This is a genomic window from Brevibacterium sp. JSBI002, from assembly GCF_026013965.1.
GTDB lineage: Bacteria > Actinomycetota > Actinomycetes > Actinomycetales > Brevibacteriaceae > Brevibacterium.
Genome location: NZ_CP110341.1, coordinates 2,048,186 through 2,066,467 on the forward strand (window position 1 = coordinate 2,048,186; position 18,282 = coordinate 2,066,467).

General features: G+C 64.8%; 15 protein-coding genes. 4 read left to right on the top strand and 11 right to left on the bottom strand.

What is annotated here, in order from left to right; genetic code table 11:
• The first annotated feature begins 187 nt into the window (after positions 1-187).
• Positions 188-1,996: an AMP-dependent synthetase/ligase gene (locus tag LJ362_RS09420; RefSeq protein ID WP_264798802.1), complete on the top strand. Its 1,809-nt coding sequence runs from the start codon at positions 188-190 to the stop codon at positions 1,994-1,996.
• A gap of 261 nt (positions 1,997-2,257) precedes the next feature.
• On the top strand, positions 2,258-3,301 hold the full coding sequence (locus LJ362_RS09425) for a glutathione S-transferase C-terminal domain-containing protein (protein ID WP_264801815.1): 1,044 nt from the start codon (positions 2,258-2,260) through the stop codon (positions 3,299-3,301).
• 110 nt (positions 3,302-3,411) lie between these two features.
• Here LJ362_RS09425 and LJ362_RS09430 read toward each other — a convergent pair whose 3' ends face one another.
• Positions 3,412-4,047 (bottom strand): DedA family protein, encoded by a 636-nt coding sequence (locus tag LJ362_RS09430; protein WP_264801816.1) that lies wholly within the window; start codon positions 4,045-4,047, stop codon positions 3,412-3,414.
• A 288-nt stretch (positions 4,048-4,335) separates the two neighbouring features.
• Between LJ362_RS09430 and LJ362_RS09435 the strand changes: the two genes are divergently transcribed.
• Together LJ362_RS09435 and LJ362_RS09440 are read left to right on the top strand one after the other, a co-directional pair.
• On the top strand, positions 4,336-5,373 hold the full coding sequence (locus LJ362_RS09435; RefSeq protein WP_264798803.1) for a YhjD/YihY/BrkB family envelope integrity protein: 1,038 nt from the start codon (positions 4,336-4,338) through the stop codon (positions 5,371-5,373).
• 55 nt (positions 5,374-5,428) lie between these two features.
• Entirely contained in the window at positions 5,429-6,856 is a 1,428-nt protein-coding gene (locus LJ362_RS09440) for a glyceraldehyde-3-phosphate dehydrogenase (protein ID WP_264798804.1), read from the top strand.
• A gap of 262 nt (positions 6,857-7,118) precedes the next feature.
• Here LJ362_RS09440 and LJ362_RS09445 read toward each other — a convergent pair whose 3' ends face one another.
• The 10 genes from LJ362_RS09445 to LJ362_RS09490 all read right to left on the bottom strand — a co-directional run bounded on the left by LJ362_RS09445 (position 7,119) and on the right by LJ362_RS09490 (position 18,262).
• Positions 7,119-7,706 carry a hypothetical protein gene (locus tag LJ362_RS09445; protein WP_264798805.1) on the bottom strand — a complete coding sequence of 196 codons (588 nt, stop codon included), beginning with the start codon at positions 7,704-7,706 and terminating at the stop codon, positions 7,119-7,121.
• On the bottom strand, positions 7,703-8,668 hold the full coding sequence (locus LJ362_RS09450; RefSeq protein WP_264798806.1) for a D-2-hydroxyacid dehydrogenase: 966 nt from the start codon (positions 8,666-8,668) through the stop codon (positions 7,703-7,705). The genes LJ362_RS09445 and LJ362_RS09450 overlap by 4 nt, the downstream gene beginning before the upstream one ends.
• The gene (locus LJ362_RS09455) at positions 8,610-10,406 is read right to left on the bottom strand and encodes an MDR family MFS transporter (RefSeq protein WP_264798807.1); all 1,797 of its coding nucleotides are present in this window, start codon (positions 10,404-10,406) and stop codon (positions 8,610-8,612) included. The genes LJ362_RS09450 and LJ362_RS09455 overlap by 59 nt, the downstream gene beginning before the upstream one ends.
• An 11-nt stretch (positions 10,407-10,417) precedes the next feature.
• Positions 10,418-11,062 (bottom strand): TetR/AcrR family transcriptional regulator, encoded by a 645-nt coding sequence (locus tag LJ362_RS09460; RefSeq protein WP_264798809.1) that lies wholly within the window; start codon positions 11,060-11,062, stop codon positions 10,418-10,420.
• Positions 11,063-11,140: 78 nt separating this feature from the next.
• The gene (dnaG, locus tag LJ362_RS09465; RefSeq protein ID WP_264798811.1) at positions 11,141-13,213 is read right to left on the bottom strand and encodes a DNA primase; all 2,073 of its coding nucleotides are present in this window, start codon (positions 13,211-13,213) and stop codon (positions 11,141-11,143) included.
• A 3-nt stretch (positions 13,214-13,216) separates the two neighbouring features.
• On the bottom strand, positions 13,217-14,524 hold the full coding sequence (locus tag LJ362_RS09470; RefSeq protein ID WP_264798813.1) for a deoxyguanosinetriphosphate triphosphohydrolase: 1,308 nt from the start codon (positions 14,522-14,524) through the stop codon (positions 13,217-13,219).
• 2 nt (positions 14,525-14,526) lie between these two features.
• On the bottom strand, positions 14,527-15,714 hold the full coding sequence (dusB, locus tag LJ362_RS09475) for a tRNA dihydrouridine synthase DusB (RefSeq protein ID WP_264798815.1): 1,188 nt from the start codon (positions 15,712-15,714) through the stop codon (positions 14,527-14,529).
• Positions 15,715-15,803: 89 nt separating this feature from the next.
• Positions 15,804-16,637 (bottom strand): ATP-binding cassette domain-containing protein, encoded by an 834-nt coding sequence (locus LJ362_RS09480; RefSeq protein WP_264801817.1) that lies wholly within the window; start codon positions 16,635-16,637, stop codon positions 15,804-15,806.
• Entirely contained in the window at positions 16,637-17,479 is an 843-nt protein-coding gene (locus LJ362_RS09485) for an ATP-binding cassette domain-containing protein (RefSeq protein WP_264798816.1), read from the bottom strand. Before LJ362_RS09485 ends, LJ362_RS09480 begins: the two co-directional genes overlap by 1 nt.
• Before the next feature lie 234 nt (positions 17,480-17,713).
• Entirely contained in the window at positions 17,714-18,262 is a 549-nt protein-coding gene (locus LJ362_RS09490) for a helix-turn-helix domain-containing protein (RefSeq protein ID WP_264798817.1), read from the bottom strand.
• Positions 18,263-18,282 lie beyond the last annotated feature (20 nt).

Consider the following 18,282-nt stretch of genomic DNA (forward strand, 5'->3'; position numbering starts at 1 on the left):
CCTTCCTTCGCTGAACAGACGTGAGCGGGTTCTGACCATCGTACTCTGAACACCCCTTGATTCGACTTGGTTAGACTGCTCACAGGTCAGCGGACGCCGGTTATCTCGGCAAACGTGATCGATTTCACTGAGACCCGGCCGAACTGTAAGATAACCGATCAGTAACTTACGTCCTCGAAGGAGACTCATGAGCTCAACGACCATGCCGCAGTCGTCAACACCCGTCGTCGGTTTCGAGGTCGATACCGCCTCGTCGACCACCGATATCTTCCTCAGCACAGTCGCTGAGAACCCCAGCCGCCCTCTGGTCGCCAAGCCCGACGGAGACGGTTGGAACGAACTGACCGCGGCCGAATTCCTCGCAGAGGTCAAGGCGGCCGCGAAGGGCCTCATCGCCTTGGGCGTGGAAGTCGGTGACCGGATCGCGATCTTCGGCCCCACCTCGTATGAGTGGACGCTCAGCGACTATGCCATCTGGTACGCCGGGGGAATCTCCGTGCCGTTCTACGACACCTCTTCGGAGAGCCAGCTCAGCTGGATGCTCACCGACGCCGATGTCACTCGTGGGCTCGTCGCATCACGCGAGCACGCCGATCGGGTGCGGGCGGCGGCCGAGACCGCCGGACGGGAACAACCGGCCCTGCGGGTCTGGGACGACGGCGCTTTCGCCGATCTCGCCGAAGCCGGCAAGGCCGTCACCGATGAAGAGCTCGAAGCCGCTCGCTCGCAGGTCGGCTCCGATTCCGTGGCGACGATCATCTACACCTCCGGCACCACCGGAAAGCCCAAGGGCTGTGTGCTCACCCACGCGAACTTCGTGCAGACCGCCCAAGCCGCTCGCCACCAGATCCCCAGTGTTCTCGACACGAATATGCGCTGCCTGCTGTTCCTGCCGCAGGCTCACGTCTTCGCCCGGTTCATCGAGGTCCTGGCCATCAGCAACGGTGCTCTGCTCGCTCATCAGTCGGATCTGACGAAGCTCACCGACGCCATGGGCAGCTTCCGCCCCTCGTTCATCCTCGGTGTGCCCCGTGTCTTCGAGAAGGTGTTCAATTCCGCACTGACAACTGCCCAGGCAGGCGGCAAGGAGAAGATCTTCCGCCGCGCCGAGCAGGTCGCCGTCGCCTACTCGAAGGCACTCGACACCGGCAAGGTGCCGACCGCCCTCAAGCTCCAGCATGCCTTGTTCGACAAGCTCGTCTATTCGAAGCTGCGCGCAGTTATGGGCGGCAACGTCACTCACGCGGTCTCCGGCGGCGGCGCACTCGGCTCTCATCTCGGACACTTCTTCCGCGGACTCGGCATCATCGTTCTCGAAGGCTACGGACTCACTGAGACCACGGCACCGATCACCGTCAATATTCCGGAGAAGTCGAAGATCGGAACTGTCGGCGTTCCGTTGCCGGGCGCCTCGGTGGCGATCGCTCCCGACGGTGAGATCCTGGCCAAGGGCGCGCCGGTCTTCCGCGAGTACTGGAACAATCCGGAGGCCACGGCCAAGGAGTTCCATGACGGCTGGTTCGGCACCGGTGACCTCGGCTCCCTCGATGACGACGGCTACCTCACGATCAACGGCCGCAAGAAGGAGATCATCGTGACCTCCAGCGGCAAGAACGTCGCCCCGGCCCCGCTCGAGGATGTGCTGCGTCGCCACCCGATCATCGGCCAGCCGGTGCTCGTCGGCGAGAACCGCAAATTCGTCTCGGCGCTGATCTTCCTCGATTCGGAGATGCTGCCGGGCTGGCTGAAGAACCATGATCTGCCCCAGATGGGTCTGCGCGAAGCCGCCGAGGACGATGCGATCCAGGCCGAAGTGGCCAAGGCCGTCGAACAGATGAACAAGACCGTCTCACGCGCCGAAGGGGTCAAGAAGTTCACAATCCTGCCGATCGAACTCAGCGAGGAGAATGGCTACCTCTCCGCCAAGCAGTCGGTCAAGCGCCACCTCATCAACAAGGACTTCGCCGCCGAGATCGACGCGCTCTACGCCGGCTGACGCACAGCCGCTGTCGACCGAGGCACAATCGCTGTCGACTGAGACACAGTCGCTGAACTCAGCCTGCGGGGTACGGCCCGGGCACGGACTCGAACGGTCCGTCCCGGGCCGTCGTCGTCCCGCCTCGGGGACGGTGACGGACTCCTCCCAATCGGGAGGACACGGCAACGGTGACGTCGTCCCGCCTCGGCGAGGGCTTGCCTCAGCGTCGTAAGCTTGAGCGCAGAAGTCGAACTCATCGATCTCACTGGAGGCAGCGCCATGTCCGAGACCACCGATCCCACTCCCAGCTACGTGACCGAAGGCGCGGAATTCAACCGCGATACGAACTACATCGACGATCGCATCCTCAATGATCCGAACGCTCAGTGGCCCGTCGAACCGGGTCGGTATCGCCTCGTCGCCGCCCGCGCCTGCCCCTGGGCGAACCGGACGATCATCGTCCGTCGCCTCCTCGGCCTCGAGGACGTCATCTCCCTCGGCATGCCCGGCCCCACCCATGATGCGCGATCGTGGACGTTCGACCTCGACCCGGGCGGGGTGGATCCGGTGCTCGGCATCGAACGGCTGCAGCAGGCGTTCTTCGCCCGCTACCCGGACTATCCGCGCGGAATCACCGTGCCGGCCGTCGTCGACGTGCCAACCGGCGTCGTCGTGACCAACGACTTCCCACAGATCACGGAGGACTTCTCCACTCAGTGGACCGACTATCACCGTGAGGGAGCACCGAATCTCTGGCCCGAAGAATCCCGGGAGGAGATGGAGAAGGTGATGCGGCTGATCTACACGGAGATCAACAACGGCGTCTACCGCTGCGGTTTCGCAGGGTCCCAGGACGCCTACGATGCCGCCTTCGATCGGCTGTTCACCGCTTTGGACACGATCGAGGATCGGCTCAGCCGGTCACGGTTCCTCATGGGTGAGACCATCACCGAGGCGGACGTGCGACTGTTCACGACACTCGTGCGCTTCGATCCCGTCTACTTCGGACATTTCAAGTGCAACCGGCAGCCGCTCACGGCGTTCGAGAATCTGTGGAGCTACGCCCGTGACCTGTACCAGACGCCAGGCTTCGGCGACACTGTCGACTTCGTGCAGATCAAACAGCACTACTACATCGTCCACCAGGATGTGAACCCGACGCAGATCGTGCCGAAGGGCCCCGACCTCTCGGGTTGGCTCAGCGATCACGGACGCGACCGGAAGTTCGGCGGATCCCCCTTCGGCGACGGCACCGCTCCCGGACCGGTCAAGCCCGGCGAAGAGGTCACACCCGCGCATACCGCGGCGGCTTGGGTGGGCTGATGCTTGTGTGAACTGCTCGCCCGAGGCCTGCTGGCTCCGGGCGAAGCTGGTCTTCGCGCGAGGCGGACGCACGGGCGAGGCGGTTCGATCTCAGAAGTCGAACTGGCTCATCAGGCGTCGAATTCGCCGGGCGCGATATGGTCGTTCTCCGTCGTATCGAGCCCTGCGGCCCTCTTCCGTCGCTGTTTGCGGACCTTGAGCACGATCCACGCGATGACGAAGACGACGACGGCGACGATGACGACGTTCTGGAAATAGCCTGCGTAGGTCTCGACAACCGACCAGTTCTCGCCCAGGGTGAAGCCTGCGACGATGAGGATCGTATTCCAGATCGCGCTGCCGGACGTGGTCAGCAGCAGGAACTTGAGCAGTCGCATGTCCCGCATTCCGGCGGGGATGGAGATGAGCGACCGGAAGATCGGGATCATCCGCCCGAAGAAGACGGCTTTGTCCCCGTGCTTGTCGAACCAGGCGACGGTCTTGTGCACATCGTCGACATCGACCAAAGGCATCTTCACCGCGATCCGGGCGATGCGTTCGATGCCGATCCACTTACCCAGCGCCCACAGCAGAACCGCACCGACGACCGAACCGATCGTGGCGAAGACGATCGCGGCCACGATGTTCATCTGCCCCTGGCTGGAGGTGAATCCGGCCAGAGGCAGAACGAGCTCACTGGGGATGGGCGGGAAGATGTTGTCGAGGAAGACCATGAACCCGACACCGGCCGGCCCCAGGGTCTCCATGATCGTCACGGTCCAGGCCGAGAACCCGCTGAGGTTGTCCGCAGCGCTGCCGCCGGCAGCGAGGACACGGGCAGGGACGCCGCCGGCGGGCAGGCCGGCGAGGCTGTCGGTGGCAACGGGTGCGAAATCGGCAATCGGAGCGTACGGATCGGTGATCGGCATGATCAAAAGTCTAGATAAGGGCGCGGCCTGCCGCTCACAGTACGCTCACAGCGGCTAGTGTGGAAACGAACACCTCAGACCGGAATACGAACGCACCTTGCGGATACGCATCGAAGGAGCACACACGTGGCACCTGCCAAAGTACTGGCCTCGCGCAACACCGTCGCTGAGGTCGGCCACAATGCCGTCAGTCGACCCGGACCTGCCCACCTCATGCGCGCAGTCCAGCGTTTCGGACAGCGTCTGGGCAATCAGTTCGGTGCCGCGATCACCTACTTCCTCGTTCTCGCGGTCATGCCCATCGCCATGGTCAGCCTCGCGAGCATCGGCTTCGTCCTCGACGTCGCCCGACCCGAGCTCCTTCCCGAGGTCACCAAGCAGATCGAGACGTTCACCGCCGGGAATGAGTCACTGACAGAGCAGCTCGAAAGCTACCTGTTGCAGTGGCAGGCAGTCGGAATCATCGGTATCCTCACCGGCCTCTACACAGGTCAGGGATTCATCGGCAACCTCGGTGCCGCAGTCCGAGCCCAGCTGCACGACGACTTCGACGATGCCGTGCCGGAGAAGTCGTTCGTCGCGAAGATCATCGGCAATGTCGTCACCCTCATCGGACTCATCATCGGCCTGCTCCTGGCCGTGGCGCTCACTGTCGTCGGCACCGGTCTGCGCTCGATGATCGCCGACTTCCTCGGGCTCAGCGGATTCGCCGGCAGTCTGCTGTTCATCGTTCCGGTCATCCTCACCTTCGGCGCCGCCTGGCTGATCTTCTGGTTCCTGTTCACGATGCTGCCGGAGAAGCCGGTCGACAAGCAGGCGAAGAACCGCGGTTCGCTCATCGGCGCGACCGCGTTCCTCATCCTCATCAACTTCTCCACGGTGCTCGTCAATCTCTTCTCCGGGAACAAGGCCGCCGGAGTGTTCGGATCGATCATCGCGATCATGCTCACGCTCAACGTCTTCGCCCGCATCATCCTGTTCATCGCCGCGTGGATCGGCACGGCGAAACCACCGCGGCCGCGCGAAGAGGAGCCGGAATACCGCTTCGTCGAACCGAAGGTGCAGGCACAGAGCCTCGGCGCGCTCATCACCGGCGCGGGAATCGTGGCGCTGACCCTGCTGGGCTTCAAACGCTTCGAGGAACGCCGGTCCGATCGCGAATAGGCGAGACGGTAGACTGTGGGCGCATCCGTTATAACTGACCGAGGGGACACGACCTTTGACTGACGCTACGACTGCTCGCCTGAACGATTGGGCGAAGAAGCAGACCGCCGCCGAAGAACTCATTCCGCTAGTCGGACGCCTGTACCGTGAGAACGACGTTCTGCTGACCCTGTTCGGGCGGTCGCTGCTGAACAAGTCGGTGACCGGCATGATCAAGGCGCACCGCTATGCTCGCCACTTCCTCGGCGAAGAGCTCGACATCCAGATCACCCACCGCATCGTCAAGGCGCTGTCGGGGCTCAACCTGGCACCGGCCCGCATCGATCTGGGACGCCTCATCGAGAAGCTCGATGATCCGAACGCCGATGTCGACGCCTTCCTCGCCGCCGAGCTCGCCGAAGTCGTTCAGTCGCAGTCCGGCAAGGGCGAGGTCCGCGACGTCGTCCTCTACGGCTTCGGTCGCATCGGCCGTCTGCTCGCACGCATCCTCATAGACCGCGCCGGCGGCACCGGCATGCGTCTGCGTGCGATCGTCGTGCGCCGCAATGGGGAGAACGACATCGTCAAGCGCGCCTCCCTGCTGCGCCGCGACTCGGTGCACGGCGCGTTCGACGGCAGCATCGTCGTCGACGAAGAGAACAGCACCATCCAGGCCAACGGCACCCTCATCCAGGTCATCTACTCGAATGACCCCTCGGAGGTCGACTACACCGCCTACGGAATCAACGACGCCATCATCGTCGACAACACCGGAAAGTGGCGCGACGAAGAGGGACTGTCCAAGCACCTCGCATGCCCCGGTGCGTCGAAGGTCCTGCTCACGGCTCCCGGCAAGGGCGATGTCAAGAACATCGTCTTCGGAGTCAATGACGACGCGATCCTCGACACGGACACCATCGTCTCGGCAGCTTCGTGCACGACGAACGCGATCACCCCGGTGCTCAAGGCCATCAACGACAAGTTCGGTGTCCGCAACGGCCACGTCGAGACGGTCCACTCGTTCACCAACGACCAGAACCTCATCGACAACTTCCACAAGGGCTCCCGCCGCGGCCGTGCAGCCGGCCTCAACATGGTCCTCACCGAGACCGGTGCCGCCAAGGCCGTCGCCAAGGCTCTGCCGGAGCTGGCCGGGAAGCTCTCGGGCAATGCGATCCGCGTACCCACCCCGAACGTGTCCATGGCGATCCTCAACCTCAACCTGGACAACGCCACCACCGTCGACGAGCTCAACACGTTCCTCCGCGAAGTGTCGATGCATTCGCCGCTGCGCAACCAAGTCGACTACGTCACCTCTCCCGAGCTCGTGTCCACCGACCTCGTCGGCTCCAAGCGGGCCGGTGTCGTCGACGGTCTGGCCACGATCGTCGATGAGGACCGCGTCGTCGTCTACGTCTGGTACGACAACGAATTCGGCTACTCCTGCCAGGTCGTGCGCTGCGTGGCCAAGATGGCGGACGTCGACGTCCCGGCATTTCCCTGATATCGCCGAGGCGGCCCACCGAAACGCTCGGATGAGCGTTCGGTGACCGGCTGAGACAGGTGCCCGGAGTCTTCCGACTCCGGGCACCTTCGTCATTCACCTCCGTCGCCATCCCGCACCCTTAGCCGCGCCCCCTACACCTCCCGCGGCCGCACCATCTCTCACCGGTACTGCCTCGCCCTACACCTCCTGCCGAAACCTCTCGGGAATGACAGAACCTCCCGTAGGAACGAGAGGTTCTGCCCGCAACGAGGTGTTCTGCCTACTTCGCGGCGTCGGACTCCATGGCCTCATGCAGCCAGATCGGGGTGAATGTGGCGAACCGCTCCGCCAGATCATCGTCGCTGTCGAGGATGACGGCGAGTCGGTCATCGGCATTTGCCAGCTCATTCGCCCAGATGGGACCCAGGCAGGCCAGCAGCAGGCAGGCGATGACGACTGCGCCGGCCAGGATAGGAGTCTCAGCCCACAGCAGCATGCCGAACAGGATCCCGACGATGGCGAAGCCGACCGCGACGGCGAGTCCGGCATTCCGCGTCCGCGGCGCCTTGGCACGAGCCGGTCGCGACGCAGCGATCGAGTCGAGCACGTCCCGGTTGATCCGCGTCCAGGCGATGATCGCGCCCAGCGCGCAGACGATGCCGATCATAATGAGGCTGAACGCCGAGAACAGCAGCACCGCATCGATGTGATCGCCTTGGGCTTGGAGGGCGGCCCCGAGTCCGGCGACGAGCATCGCCAGGGCGAGCACCAGCATGCTCAGCAGTCTGGCACGGCGCACGGCGATGAGTTCGGCGATCACCCTGGCCAGGAAGCCCCGCTGTGCCGCGGGGTCGTCGGCCTGGCTCACCGCACGTACCCGAGCCGCTTGTCCACGGTGTGCGGGAACTGCTCCCCGGCCAGATACTGTTCGAACAGGGCGTGGAACTGCTCGGCCAGTCGCATTCTCCACCCGTCGGTATCACCGCTCATATGTGGGGTGATGATGACATTGTCCAGCGACCACAGAGGATGGCCTGCGGGCAGCGGCTCTTCGTCGAAGACGTCGAGTCCGGCCCCGCCGATCTGTCCCTCGCGCAGCGCGGTGACGAGTGCGTCGGTGTCGACTGTGTCTCCGCGTCCGACATTGATGAACACGGCGGTGTCGTCCATGGCGGCGAACGCCTCGGCGCCGATGAGTCTCTCGGTCTTCTCCGTCAGCGGTGCGATGTCGATGACCCAGTCGAATCCGGCCACGTGTTCGGGCAGGGTGGCGGAGTCGATGACCTCACCGAAGTCGGCGTCGCCGCTGCGGGCGCGCGATCCGGCTCCGGTGACGTCGATGTCTACGGCCTTCAGCAGGCGTGCGATTCCTCGACCGATGGCTCCGGTACCGACGATGAGAGCCTTGGTTCCGGCGATGTCGCGGGTCGACCGGCGGTTCCACCTGCCCTCCGCTTGGTCGTCGAGCGAGCCGATCGAGCTCTTCGCGTGCATGAGGATGTAGCTGAGGACGAATTCGGCGATCGGGCGGTCGAAGATCCCGCGGGCGTTCGTCACGGTCACCGGTGATTCGACGAGCTCATCGAAGAGGAGCGAGTCCACGCCCGCTGCCGCGGCATGGACCCACTCGAGTCTGTCGGCGCTGCCATAGGCGTCCTTGAGTGCGGTGGAGAAGAAATCCCACATCAGCAGCACATCGGTGCCGGGCAGCGCCTGGGCCAGGGTCGACGCCTCGGCGATGCGCAGTTCGATCCCGTCCAGCTCCCCCAGATCAGTGATCAGTGCGGGGATCTCGGTCCCGGGTGAGTTGAGTATGGTCAGTACCGTCATTCCTCGGCTCCTTGGACAGTGGGCTTTCTGCCACACTAACCGATGAAGTCTCTGCCGGGGTGGAAACCGGCGCGGACACGACACCCGCGCGCTCTGCTTCGACATCGAGGCTCTCGCGCTTCGCCGGTTCGTTCTTCAGTGTCTGCGCCAGCGGAGTGTTCGGCAGGAAGCAGAGGAAGACGAAACCGAGGACGGCCAGCGGAGCCACCCACAGGAACAGGGGCACGAGGGCGTCGTTGTAGGAGGTGATGATGAGTGAGTGCATCGGCTCCGGCAGCTTCGACACGATCTCCGGGGTCAGCCCCGTCGAGGAGATCTTGGGCATGTGCCCGTGTGGGGCCGCCTTCGCGATCTCTGTGATTCCGGACTTGATGTTGTCCATGAGCCGCTGGGTGAATACGGATCCGATGAAGGCCATTCCGAGTGTGGCACCGACCTGACGGAAGTAGTTGTTCGACGCGGTCGCGGTGCCGACCATGGACACCGGGAAGGCGTTCTGGACGACGAGGACGAGTGTCTGCATGCTCAGGCCCAGTCCGAGTCCGAGCAGCGCCAGGCAGCCGATGGTCTCCCAGGCCGCGCTCTCGGCCTTCAGCTGGGAGAGCAGAACGAGCGAGGCGGCCATGATGAGGATGCCGGTCAGAGGATACTTCTTGTACTTGCCGGTGCGGGAGACGATGAAACCGACGAGCGTCGAGGACACGAGCATGGTGCCCATCATCGGCACCATCATCAGACCGGCGACGGTGGCATCGATTCCGTGGACCATCTGCAGGTAGGTCGGCATATAGGAGAGCACACCGAACATGCCGATGCCGACGAAGAGGCCGGCGATCGTGCACAGCAGGAAGTCGCGGTTGGTGAACAGGTGCATCGGGATGACCGGTTCGCTGACCTTGAGTTCGACGAAGACGAAGGCGACTGCGGCGATGATTCCGGTGACGATGAGCCCGTTGATCTGCCAGGATCCCCATTCATAGTCGTGTCCGCCCCAGGCGGAGGTGAGCACGATGCAGGAGGTGACGATCGAGATGAGCGCCATGCCGATGACATCGATCTTCGGGCGAGGGCCGGCACCCTTGGTGTGCTTGGGCACTTTGAGGAACACGGCGGCGGCGATGAGGGCGATGATGCCCAACGGGAAGTTGATGGCGAAAGCCCAACGCCAGCCGGGTCCTTCGGTCAGCCAGCCGCCGATCAGCGGTCCGGCCACGGACGACACGGCGAAGGCGGCGCCCATGATGCCCATGTATTTGCCGCGTTCGCGGGCGGGGACGACGGAGGCGATGATCGACTGCGAGAGGATCATCATTCCGCCGCCGCCGATGCCCTGGAGCACTCGACCGAAGATCAGCGTCGACATCTCATTCGCGATGAGGGCGAAGACCGAGCCGAGCAGGAAGCAGCAGATGGCGAACATGAACAGCGGCTTGCGTCCGAACAGGTCGCCGACCTTGCCGTAGACGGGCATCATGATCGTCGAAGCGAGCATGAATGCGGTGGAGACCCACAGCATCTGGTCAACGCCGTCGAGTTCGCCGACGATGGTCGGCAGCGCGGTCGCCAGCACCGTCTGGTTGAGTGAGAACATGAACATCGCGATCATCAGGCCCACGAAGAGCAGAATGATCGCCGAGGTGGCCATCGGCTCTGTCTGTGCGTCGGGTCCCGCCGGGGCGGAGTTCTTCGAGGTGGTTGCCGTCATCGTCTTCTCATCGGGTTCGTGGTTGCTTCTCATCACAGTTTTCGTCATGGCAGTCGGTCCAGGACCTTGCGGAACAGGTTCAGGGAGTCTTCGAAGATCGCTTGGGTGCCGCCTTTGTCCTCGACCGCCTCAGGATCGGCCTTGATCACCTGTCCCGCATGGTTGAGCGGGACCCGGCAGAGTTGGGTGAGCATGCGCGCGCTGCGCCAGGCGGAGTCCTCTGAGGAGAACTCCTGGCCGAGGTGTCGCAGTCGGTCGAGCACGTGACCGGTGACGATCTCTTCGAGTTCTTCTGCCCGGTCGAAGCTCTTGCTCACGAGTTCCGGATACAGCGCGAAGAGGCGGCGTCGCCGCGCCGGAAGTTTCGGATCGACGGAGCCGACGAGCAGCGCTTCGCGGACGAAGAGCGCCGTGTCCTCGGCCAGCGTGTCGAGCCCGGCGGGGCTGTGGACATAGTCGAAGGCGAGGCCCTCATCGACGCCGACCTCGGCTCCGAGGCCGACGATCGCGTCCTCCTTCGTCTCGAAGTAGTTGAAGAAGGTTCGTGTGGACACTCCTGCGTCGGCGGCGATCGTCGCCACGGTGGCGCAGGCCAAGCCGTCTTCGAGCACGCGAGTGATCGCCGCTTCATGGAGGGCGTTGCGAGTCAGGCGCGCCTTTTTCGAGCGCAGGGATTCTTCAGCGGGCATAGGTACATTTTGCACCACATGCAAACTTTCACCAACTGCAAACCTGCAATTGTGCACTATTTCACTGTGCGCAGTCTTTCACATGAGCATCTTCAGCCGTGCCCGGTGCTGCTCGAGGGTCTGCAGCTGACCGAGCAGTGCTGCCTGACCTGCTCCGTCGGCGGTGTCCTGGCGCTGCAGGCGGGAGTGGAGTTCCTTGGCGATGCGTTCGAGGTCGTAGTCGAAGAGGCGAGCGACGATCCCGCGGGCGAACCGATCGATCCCGTCTCCCTCGATGACAGGCAGCGGGGTCACGAGCAGCTGGGCCACATAGGGCTTGAGGTCCTCGGCTGCGGCGTCGAGCACGCGTTCGGCCCATTTCGACTGAGCCGTGCCGGCTGCGCCCAGTCCCCCGGCCTGTTTGATGGCGTCCTGGATCCGCCGGTAGCCGGGGTGCTCGAAGGCCTTCGCGGACAGCGAGTCGAAGAGCTTCGCATTGACCACCTCCGGATGTTGGAGGGCGACCATGAGAGCCCCCTTCTCCGTCTTCAGCCGGGCGGGGCTGATCGGGGCCGAGAGGTTCGAGACGTCAGGGCGTTCATCGTAGACGTATTCGATGCTGCGTTCATCGGAGACCTCCCCCGCCGAGGCGGGACCGGGCCCCCGTGCGCCTCCGGACGGGGCGATTTCCGGCTCGGTTCCGGGACCGGTCCCCCGTCCCGAACCTGACCCGTGCCCGGGTCCGGATGTGGCCGGCGACGAGGGTGCGGGTGCGCTCGGTGCCGGAGGTGGGCCGTCGCGGTAGGACGACTGGCGGGCGGGCGCCTCGGCGGGCTGGCGGTTCTGCTTCGGTTGGCGGGCGGCGGTGCGGACCGCGGCCTCCACCTCGTCGATATCGACGCCGATGCGACCGGCGACGAACCGGTAGTAGTGGGAGAGGCTGTTGCGGTCACGGATGTCGGTGAGCACCTCGGCGGCGGCGCGGACCGCGGAGATCCGTCCTTCGACGGTGTCGAGGTCGAAGCGGGAGATCGCGGTGGTGATGACGAACTCGAAGAGCGGCTTGCGGCCGTCGATGAGTTCGCGCAGGGCCGCGTCGCCCTTCTGCATGCGCAGGTCACAGGGATCGAGGCCATCGGGTTCGACAGCGACGAAGGTCTGGGCGGTGAACAGGTTCTCGAATTCGAAGGCCTTGAGCGCAGCCTTCTGACCGGCGGCGTCGCCATCGAAGGTGAAGATCACCTGTCCGGTCGGGTCGTCGCCGAGGAGACGACGGATGATCTTCACGTGTTCGGCGCCGAAGGCCGTGCCGCAGGTGGCCACGGCCTGGTCGACTCCGGCGAGGTGGGCGGCCATGACGTCGGTGTAGCCCTCGACGACGACGACGCGTTTGGTCTTCGCGATCGACTTCTTCGCCAGGTCGAGTCCGTAGAGAACCTGATTCTTGTGATAGAGAGCGGTCTCGGGAGTGTTGAGGTACTTCGGACCTTTGTCATCGTCATAGAGTCGACGGGCACCGAAGCCGATGGTCCGGGACGTCATGTCCTTGATCGGCCAGATCACCCGACCACGGAATCGGTCGTAGATTCCCCGACCGCCCTCGCTGGCCAAGCCGCCGGCGAGGATCTCCTCATCGGTGAAGCCGGCCTTGCGCAGATGGCTCGTCAGGGCATCCCAGGATTTCGGGGCGAACCCGATGCCGAACTCCCGGCTCGACTCGGCGGGAAAACCGCGGCCGGACAGGAACTCGCGGCCGATCTGCCCGGCCTCGGACTCGAGGGCCTGGGCGAAGAAGCGCCCCGCGACCTCGTGCATCTCCAGCAACCGCTGCCTGCGGCTGGCCTGTTCCCGGTCCGGGCCCTTCCCGTCCTCGTAGCGCAGGTGCATTCCGGCCTTGCCGGCCAGCGTCTCGACGGCTTCGACGAAGCTGAGCTGTTCGACCTTCTGCAGGAAGGTGAACACGTCTCCGGACTCACCGCAGCCGAAGCAGTGGTACATCCCGACCTGCGGACGCACCGTGAACGACGGAGTCTTCTCGTCGTGGAACGGGCACAGTCCCTTCAGCGATCCGATGCCCGCGGTCTTGAGGGTGACGAATTCCCCGATCACCTCGTCGATGCGGGTGCGGCTGCGCAGTTCGTCGATGTCCTCGCGTTTGATGAGTCCGGCCATGGTCTAGAGCCGATCCTCCGCTCCGGCGTTGAGGTGGTGGTACAGGGCCCAGGCGGAATGGTCGGTCAGGGAGGCGATCTGGTCGACGATGACGCGCAGTCGTGCGGAGTCGTCGGCGGCCTCGGCGTGGTCGGCGCGGAACATCGGATCGAGCTTGTCCGGTGACTGCGAGTACCATTCGGCGAGTTCGCTGATGACTGCCGCCTGGATGTCATGCAGCCGCAGTCGATCCTCGGCGACCATCACCGTCAGCGTGGCCATGCCTTTGAGCACGGCGATCTCGACGGTGGTCGTCTCGGGGACGACGAGCGAGGCCGAGTATCGGGCGAGGGGCTCCCAGCCGAATTCCTCACGGGTCGCGGATTCCGCGGCGCCGACGAAGCGCCCGATGAGCTGACTGGTCATGTGTTTGAGGCCAGCCTGAGCACGTCGGGATCCGTCGAAGGCCTCCTTGGGCCAGTAGGCGGCGGCCTGCAGTCGGCCGAGTGCCTTGTCCATCTCCGCATCGGTGGTCTCCGGCAGGTACCACTGACGGGTGATGCCGAAGAGCTCGGCCCGCCGCTCATCGGCGGCGAAGTCGGCAAGGTCCAGATGGCCTGCGACGATGGCGTCCTCGACATCGTGAACGGAATAGGAGATGTCGTCGGCCAAGTCCATGACCTGGGCTTCGATGCATTTCTGGCCGTTGTCGATGCCGTCGCGGTAGAAGTCGAAGACAGCCCGGTCGTCATCGTAGACACCGAATTTGCGCACCCCGGAGTCGCGGCGACCGGCCGTGGCTTCGGCTCGGGGCCATGGGTACTTCGTCAGTGCATCGAGGCTCGCGCGGGAGAGGTTGAGGCCGGCCGGGCGACCGTCATCGGCGATGACCTTCGGTTCGATCCGGGTGACCAGACGCAGGGTCTGGGCATTGCCCTCGAAGCCGCCGACGTCTGCGCACAGGGCATCGAGGATCGTCTCACCATGGTGGCCGAAGGGAGGGTGTCCGAGGTCGTGGGACAGGCAGGCGGTGTCGACGATATCGGGATCGCAGCCGAGGTAGCGGGCGAGTTCGCGGCCGACCTGGGCGACCTCGAGGGAGTGAGTGAGACGGGTGCGGACGAAATCGTCCGTGCCCGGGGACACGACCTGGGTCTTCGCGCCGAGGCGGCGCAGACCCGAGGAGTGGAGAACGCGGGCTCGGTCGCGCTGGAAAGCCGAGCGCCGCGGATTCTTCGCCGGTTCGCTCACCCACCGCTCCTCGTCCCACGGCGAGTAGACCGCCACGGTCCCCGTCCCCACCGAGGTGTGCGGGTGAGTGTCGAAGGGCATTCTCATCCTCCTGAGATGTCGAGTTCGGCCTCCGACAGCAGCGACTTCCCGCTGGGATCGAAGATGCGGGAGTTCAACCACCCCTCGGGCAGGTGCGGCTTCTTCGGTCGGGTGGTGCGGCCGCGCGACCCTTCGGCGGCTTCACCCGGGTAGGGCGCGGTCTTGTCGAGCTGGTCGAGCAGCCCGGCGAGTTCCTCGAGAGAGGAGACCATAGCCAGCTGGCTGCGCAGCTCTCCCCCGACGGGGTAGCCCTTGAAGTACCAGGCGATGTGCTTGCGCAGGTCACGGACGCCGAGGAATTCGTCCTCGAAGTGATCGACGAGGTATTCGCCGTGCTTGTACACGGCACGAGCCACCTCGGCGAGTCCGGGACGGTGGCGTTCGTCGCTGCCGTTCAGCGCGTTCGCGAGGTCGCCGAACAGCCACGGCCGGCCCTGACAGCCGCGCCCGATGACGACGCCGTCGCAGCCGGTCTTGGCCATCATGTCCAGGGCATCCTCGGCGGCGAAGATATCACCGTTGCCGAGCACCGGAACGGTGTCGCCGAGGTGGTCCTTGAGCCGGGCGATCGCGTCCCAGTCCGCGGTCCCCGAGTAGAGATCGGCCGCGGTGCGGCCGTGCAGTGCGACGGCGGCGACGCCGGCGTTGCGCGCGGTCTCGGCGGCGTCGAGGAAGGTCGTGTGGTCGGCGTCGATGCCCTTGCGCATCTTCACGGTCACGGGTACGTCCCGGCGGGCCGCCTCGGTGACGGCCGTGGTGACGATGGATTTGAACAGATCCTGCTTCCACGGCAGCGCGGAGCCGCCTCCCTTGCGGGTGACCTTGGGGACGGGGCAGCCGAAGTTGAGGTCGATGTGATCGGCGCGGTCCTCCTCGACGAGCATCCGCACGGCCTGGCCCATGGTCACCGGATCGACTCCGTAGAGCTGGACGGAGCGCGGAGTCTCATAGGGCTCGTGGTGGATGATGCGCATCGTCTTCGGATTGCGCTCGACCAAGGCCCGGGTGGTGACCATTTCGGTCACGTACAGGCCGGCTCCGTATTCGCGGCACAGGCGGCGGAAGGCGGTGTTCGTGATTCCGGCCATGGGCGCGAGCACGACGGGCGAGGACAGCTCGATGGGCCCGATGCGCAGGGCTGTTTCGGGCTTCGGGGATGCGGTTTCTGGGGCAGGGCTGATGACACTCACGCAACCATTATCCCAGTCAAGTCAAAATCGCACATTCGTCTGCCTCTCCTGCCTGCTTCGCCGCCTCGGCTCGTCCTATTCGTCTCAACTCAGTCAACGGCTTCGGTGCGCAGAAATTCCCGCACGTCCCATTCGGTGTCGACGGAGAGTTCGGCGGCGAGCCGGTCGTCGTGGGTGACGATCACCATGGCACCGCCGAATCCTTCGAGAGCGGTCACCAGCGCCTCGAGCGATGACAGGTCGAGATTGTTGCCCGGTTCGTCGAGGATGAGCAGCTGCGGAGCCGGGTCCTGGAGGAGGCCTGAGGCCAACGCGACGCGGAAGCGCTCCCCTCCGGACAGGGTCTGACAGATCTGGTCGGTGCGTCCGGCCCGCAGTCCCATGGCCGCGAGCACCTCGTGGACGCGGTGCGGGTCGAGCTGCGGGTTGCCCGCGCGCACTGCCTCCATCACCGTGAGCTCCCCCGGCAGTCGGTACTGCTGGTCGAGGTGAGCCGTCGGCGCGGAGACGGTGATGGCGAGGTCGCCGAAGAGTGCGGCGACCGGCGGACCGGTTTCGGCCCCGACGTGTCCCTCGACCGTGTCGCCCGTGCCCCTGCTCTGTCTGTCCTGGCAGTTGGCAGCCGCCAGGATCGCTGCCAGCAGGGTCGACTTTCCCGCCCCGTTCGGTCCGGTCAGTCGGATCCGCTCGGGACCGACGATCGTCTGGGGTCGTTCGGACCTCGCCGAGGCGGCCGTGGAGATCTCGAGGACCCGTTTGCTCGCGTGGACCTGGGTGTCCGGCAGGTCGAGGCGGACGCTCGAGGACCGGCGCAGCGCATCCTTGGCATTGGTGAGTTCGTCCCAGGCAGCCGCTTCGTCGGCGGCTTTGTCGCCGCGGCGTTTGGCCGCGGATTTCTCGGCGAAGTTCGTCAGCCCGTTCATCACGATCTTCGGTCGACGTTTGTTCTCTTTGTCCTTCTTGGCCTTCCGGTCGGCTCGAGCGAGTTTCGTCTCCAGCTCGATCCGCTGACGCTTCTCGACCTGGTGGGACTTCTTCGCATCCGTGACCTTCTGCTGCTTCGCCTCCTCTTCCGCGGCGACCATGGCTTCGTAGTCGTCGAAGTTTCCTCCGTAGACCCGCAGCCGGTCGTCATCTCGGTGATCGAGGTCATATGCGTCAGCAGCGTGCGGTCGTGGGAGATGACCAGGGTCGGTCCGCGTCGGTCGGTGAGCAGCGTCGTCAGCAGCGTCCGTCCGTCCTCGTCGAGGTTGTTGCTCGGTTCGTCGAGGATCAGCCAGGTGTCACCGACCAGTGCCGCTCGGGCCAGTCCGATGCGTGTGGCCTGTCCGCCGGAGAAGCTGCTCAGACTCCGGTCGAGATCGCTGACGCTCAGATGCAGACCGAGTTCGGACAGCGCCGCCAGGGCTCGCTCTTCGATATCCCAATCGTCGCCGATGAGGTCGAAGTCGGCCCCGGTCGCCTCTCCGGCCAGGGCGCGGCCCAGCGCTTGTCGGACGGGGGCGATGTCCAGCGCGGCATCGACCCGCTGCGTCGAATGCGGCAGCAGCTGGTCGATGTAGACGGCGCCATCGGCACCCGTGACGGTTCCTGACGAGGCGCGCAGCCGACCGGCGAGGATGCGGGCGAAGGTGGATTTGCCGATTCCGTTGTCGCCGACGAGTCCGACGAGGTCGGCAGGGATGGTGGCGGTGAGTCGGGAGAAGATCTCGGTATCGTCGCCGAGGCGGTAGTCCAGTTCGGACACAGTGATTGCTGTGGGCATGAGGGTCCTCATTTCGTGTACGCAGAAGCGCCGCGGGCCCGTGGCACCCGCAAGTCACGGTATGAGGATTCACTTCACAGCAGAGACGTCCTTGAACGGAAATGGAACATAACAATGATCGCCGAGGCAGCTCGCCCGGTCAACACCACCCCTTATTGCTACCTGACGGCGGCTGAGCAACCTGGCGCGAGGTTGCTGGGCCGCCGTCAGGTAGCAATAAGGGGTCAGGCAGGTTCAGATGATGATGAGCATGAGTTCGGCGGGCTCGTCGTGAGGGTTGGCCAATTGGTGTGGAACGTCGCCGGGAGCCTGGGCGCAGTCACCGGCGTGCAGGGTCGTGCGGCGGTCGATGGTGACGACCTCGATGCTGCCCTTGAGGACGAAGAAGCTCTCACGCGATCCGCTGCGGTGGGCGGCGAAGGCCGAGGTCTCGCTGCGCGGGTCGAGACGGTAGTGCACGACATCCATGTTCTCGATCGCCGATGGCAGATCCCGCCTCCAGACCCCCTTGCCGAAGGTCGAGGTCGTGGGGATCGCCTCGCTGCGGGTGATGGTGACTTGCGGGGCGGCCAGCAGTTCGCCGACGTCGACGCCGAGGGCGCGGGAGAGGCCCATGGCGTTCGATACCGATGTGTCCTGCTCACCCCGCTCGATCTTCGACAGAGCGGCGCGGGACAGTCCCGCCCTCACCGCGAGCTCGTTGAGGGTGAGGTTGTTGTACTTGCGCCGGGCTCTGATGCGGGCGCCGAAGACACGTGCGCCGAGATCCTCTTCTTTCGCCATTGGAGCATCATATTCTATTC

What these genes read in the sequence shown, in the direction of transcription:
- LJ362_RS09420 (WP_264798802.1), top strand. Translation starts at nt 188, where the DNA reads ATGAGCTCAACGACCATGCCGCAGTCGTCAACACCCGTCGTCGGTTTC.
- LJ362_RS09425 (WP_264801815.1), top strand. Translation starts at nt 2,258, where the DNA reads ATGTCCGAGACCACCGATCCCACTCCCAGCTACGTGACCGAAGGCGCG.
- LJ362_RS09430 (WP_264801816.1), bottom strand. Translation starts at nt 4,047, where the DNA reads ATGGAGACCCTGGGGCCGGCCGGTGTCGGGTTCATGGTCTTCCTCGAC.
- LJ362_RS09450 (WP_264798806.1), bottom strand. Translation starts at nt 8,668, where the DNA reads ATGACGGTACTGACCATACTCAACTCACCCGGGACCGAGATCCCCGCA.
- LJ362_RS09455 (WP_264798807.1), bottom strand. Translation starts at nt 10,406, where the DNA reads ATGAGAAGCAACCACGAACCCGATGAGAAGACGATGACGGCAACCACC.
- LJ362_RS09460 (WP_264798809.1), bottom strand. Translation starts at nt 11,062, where the DNA reads ATGCCCGCTGAAGAATCCCTGCGCTCGAAAAAGGCGCGCCTGACTCGC.
- dnaG (WP_264798811.1), bottom strand. Translation starts at nt 13,213, where the DNA reads ATGGCCGGACTCATCAAACGCGAGGACATCGACGAACTGCGCAGCCGC.
- LJ362_RS09470 (WP_264798813.1), bottom strand. Translation starts at nt 14,524, where the DNA reads ATGCCCTTCGACACTCACCCGCACACCTCGGTGGGGACGGGGACCGTG.
- LJ362_RS09480 (WP_264801817.1), bottom strand. Translation starts at nt 16,637, where the DNA reads ATGAACGGGCTGACGAACTTCGCCGAGAAATCCGCGGCCAAACGCCGC.
- LJ362_RS09485 (WP_264798816.1), bottom strand. Translation starts at nt 17,479, where the DNA reads ATGCCCACAGCAATCACTGTGTCCGAACTGGACTACCGCCTCGGCGAC.
- LJ362_RS09490 (WP_264798817.1), bottom strand. Translation starts at nt 18,262, where the DNA reads ATGGCGAAAGAAGAGGATCTCGGCGCACGTGTCTTCGGCGCCCGCATC.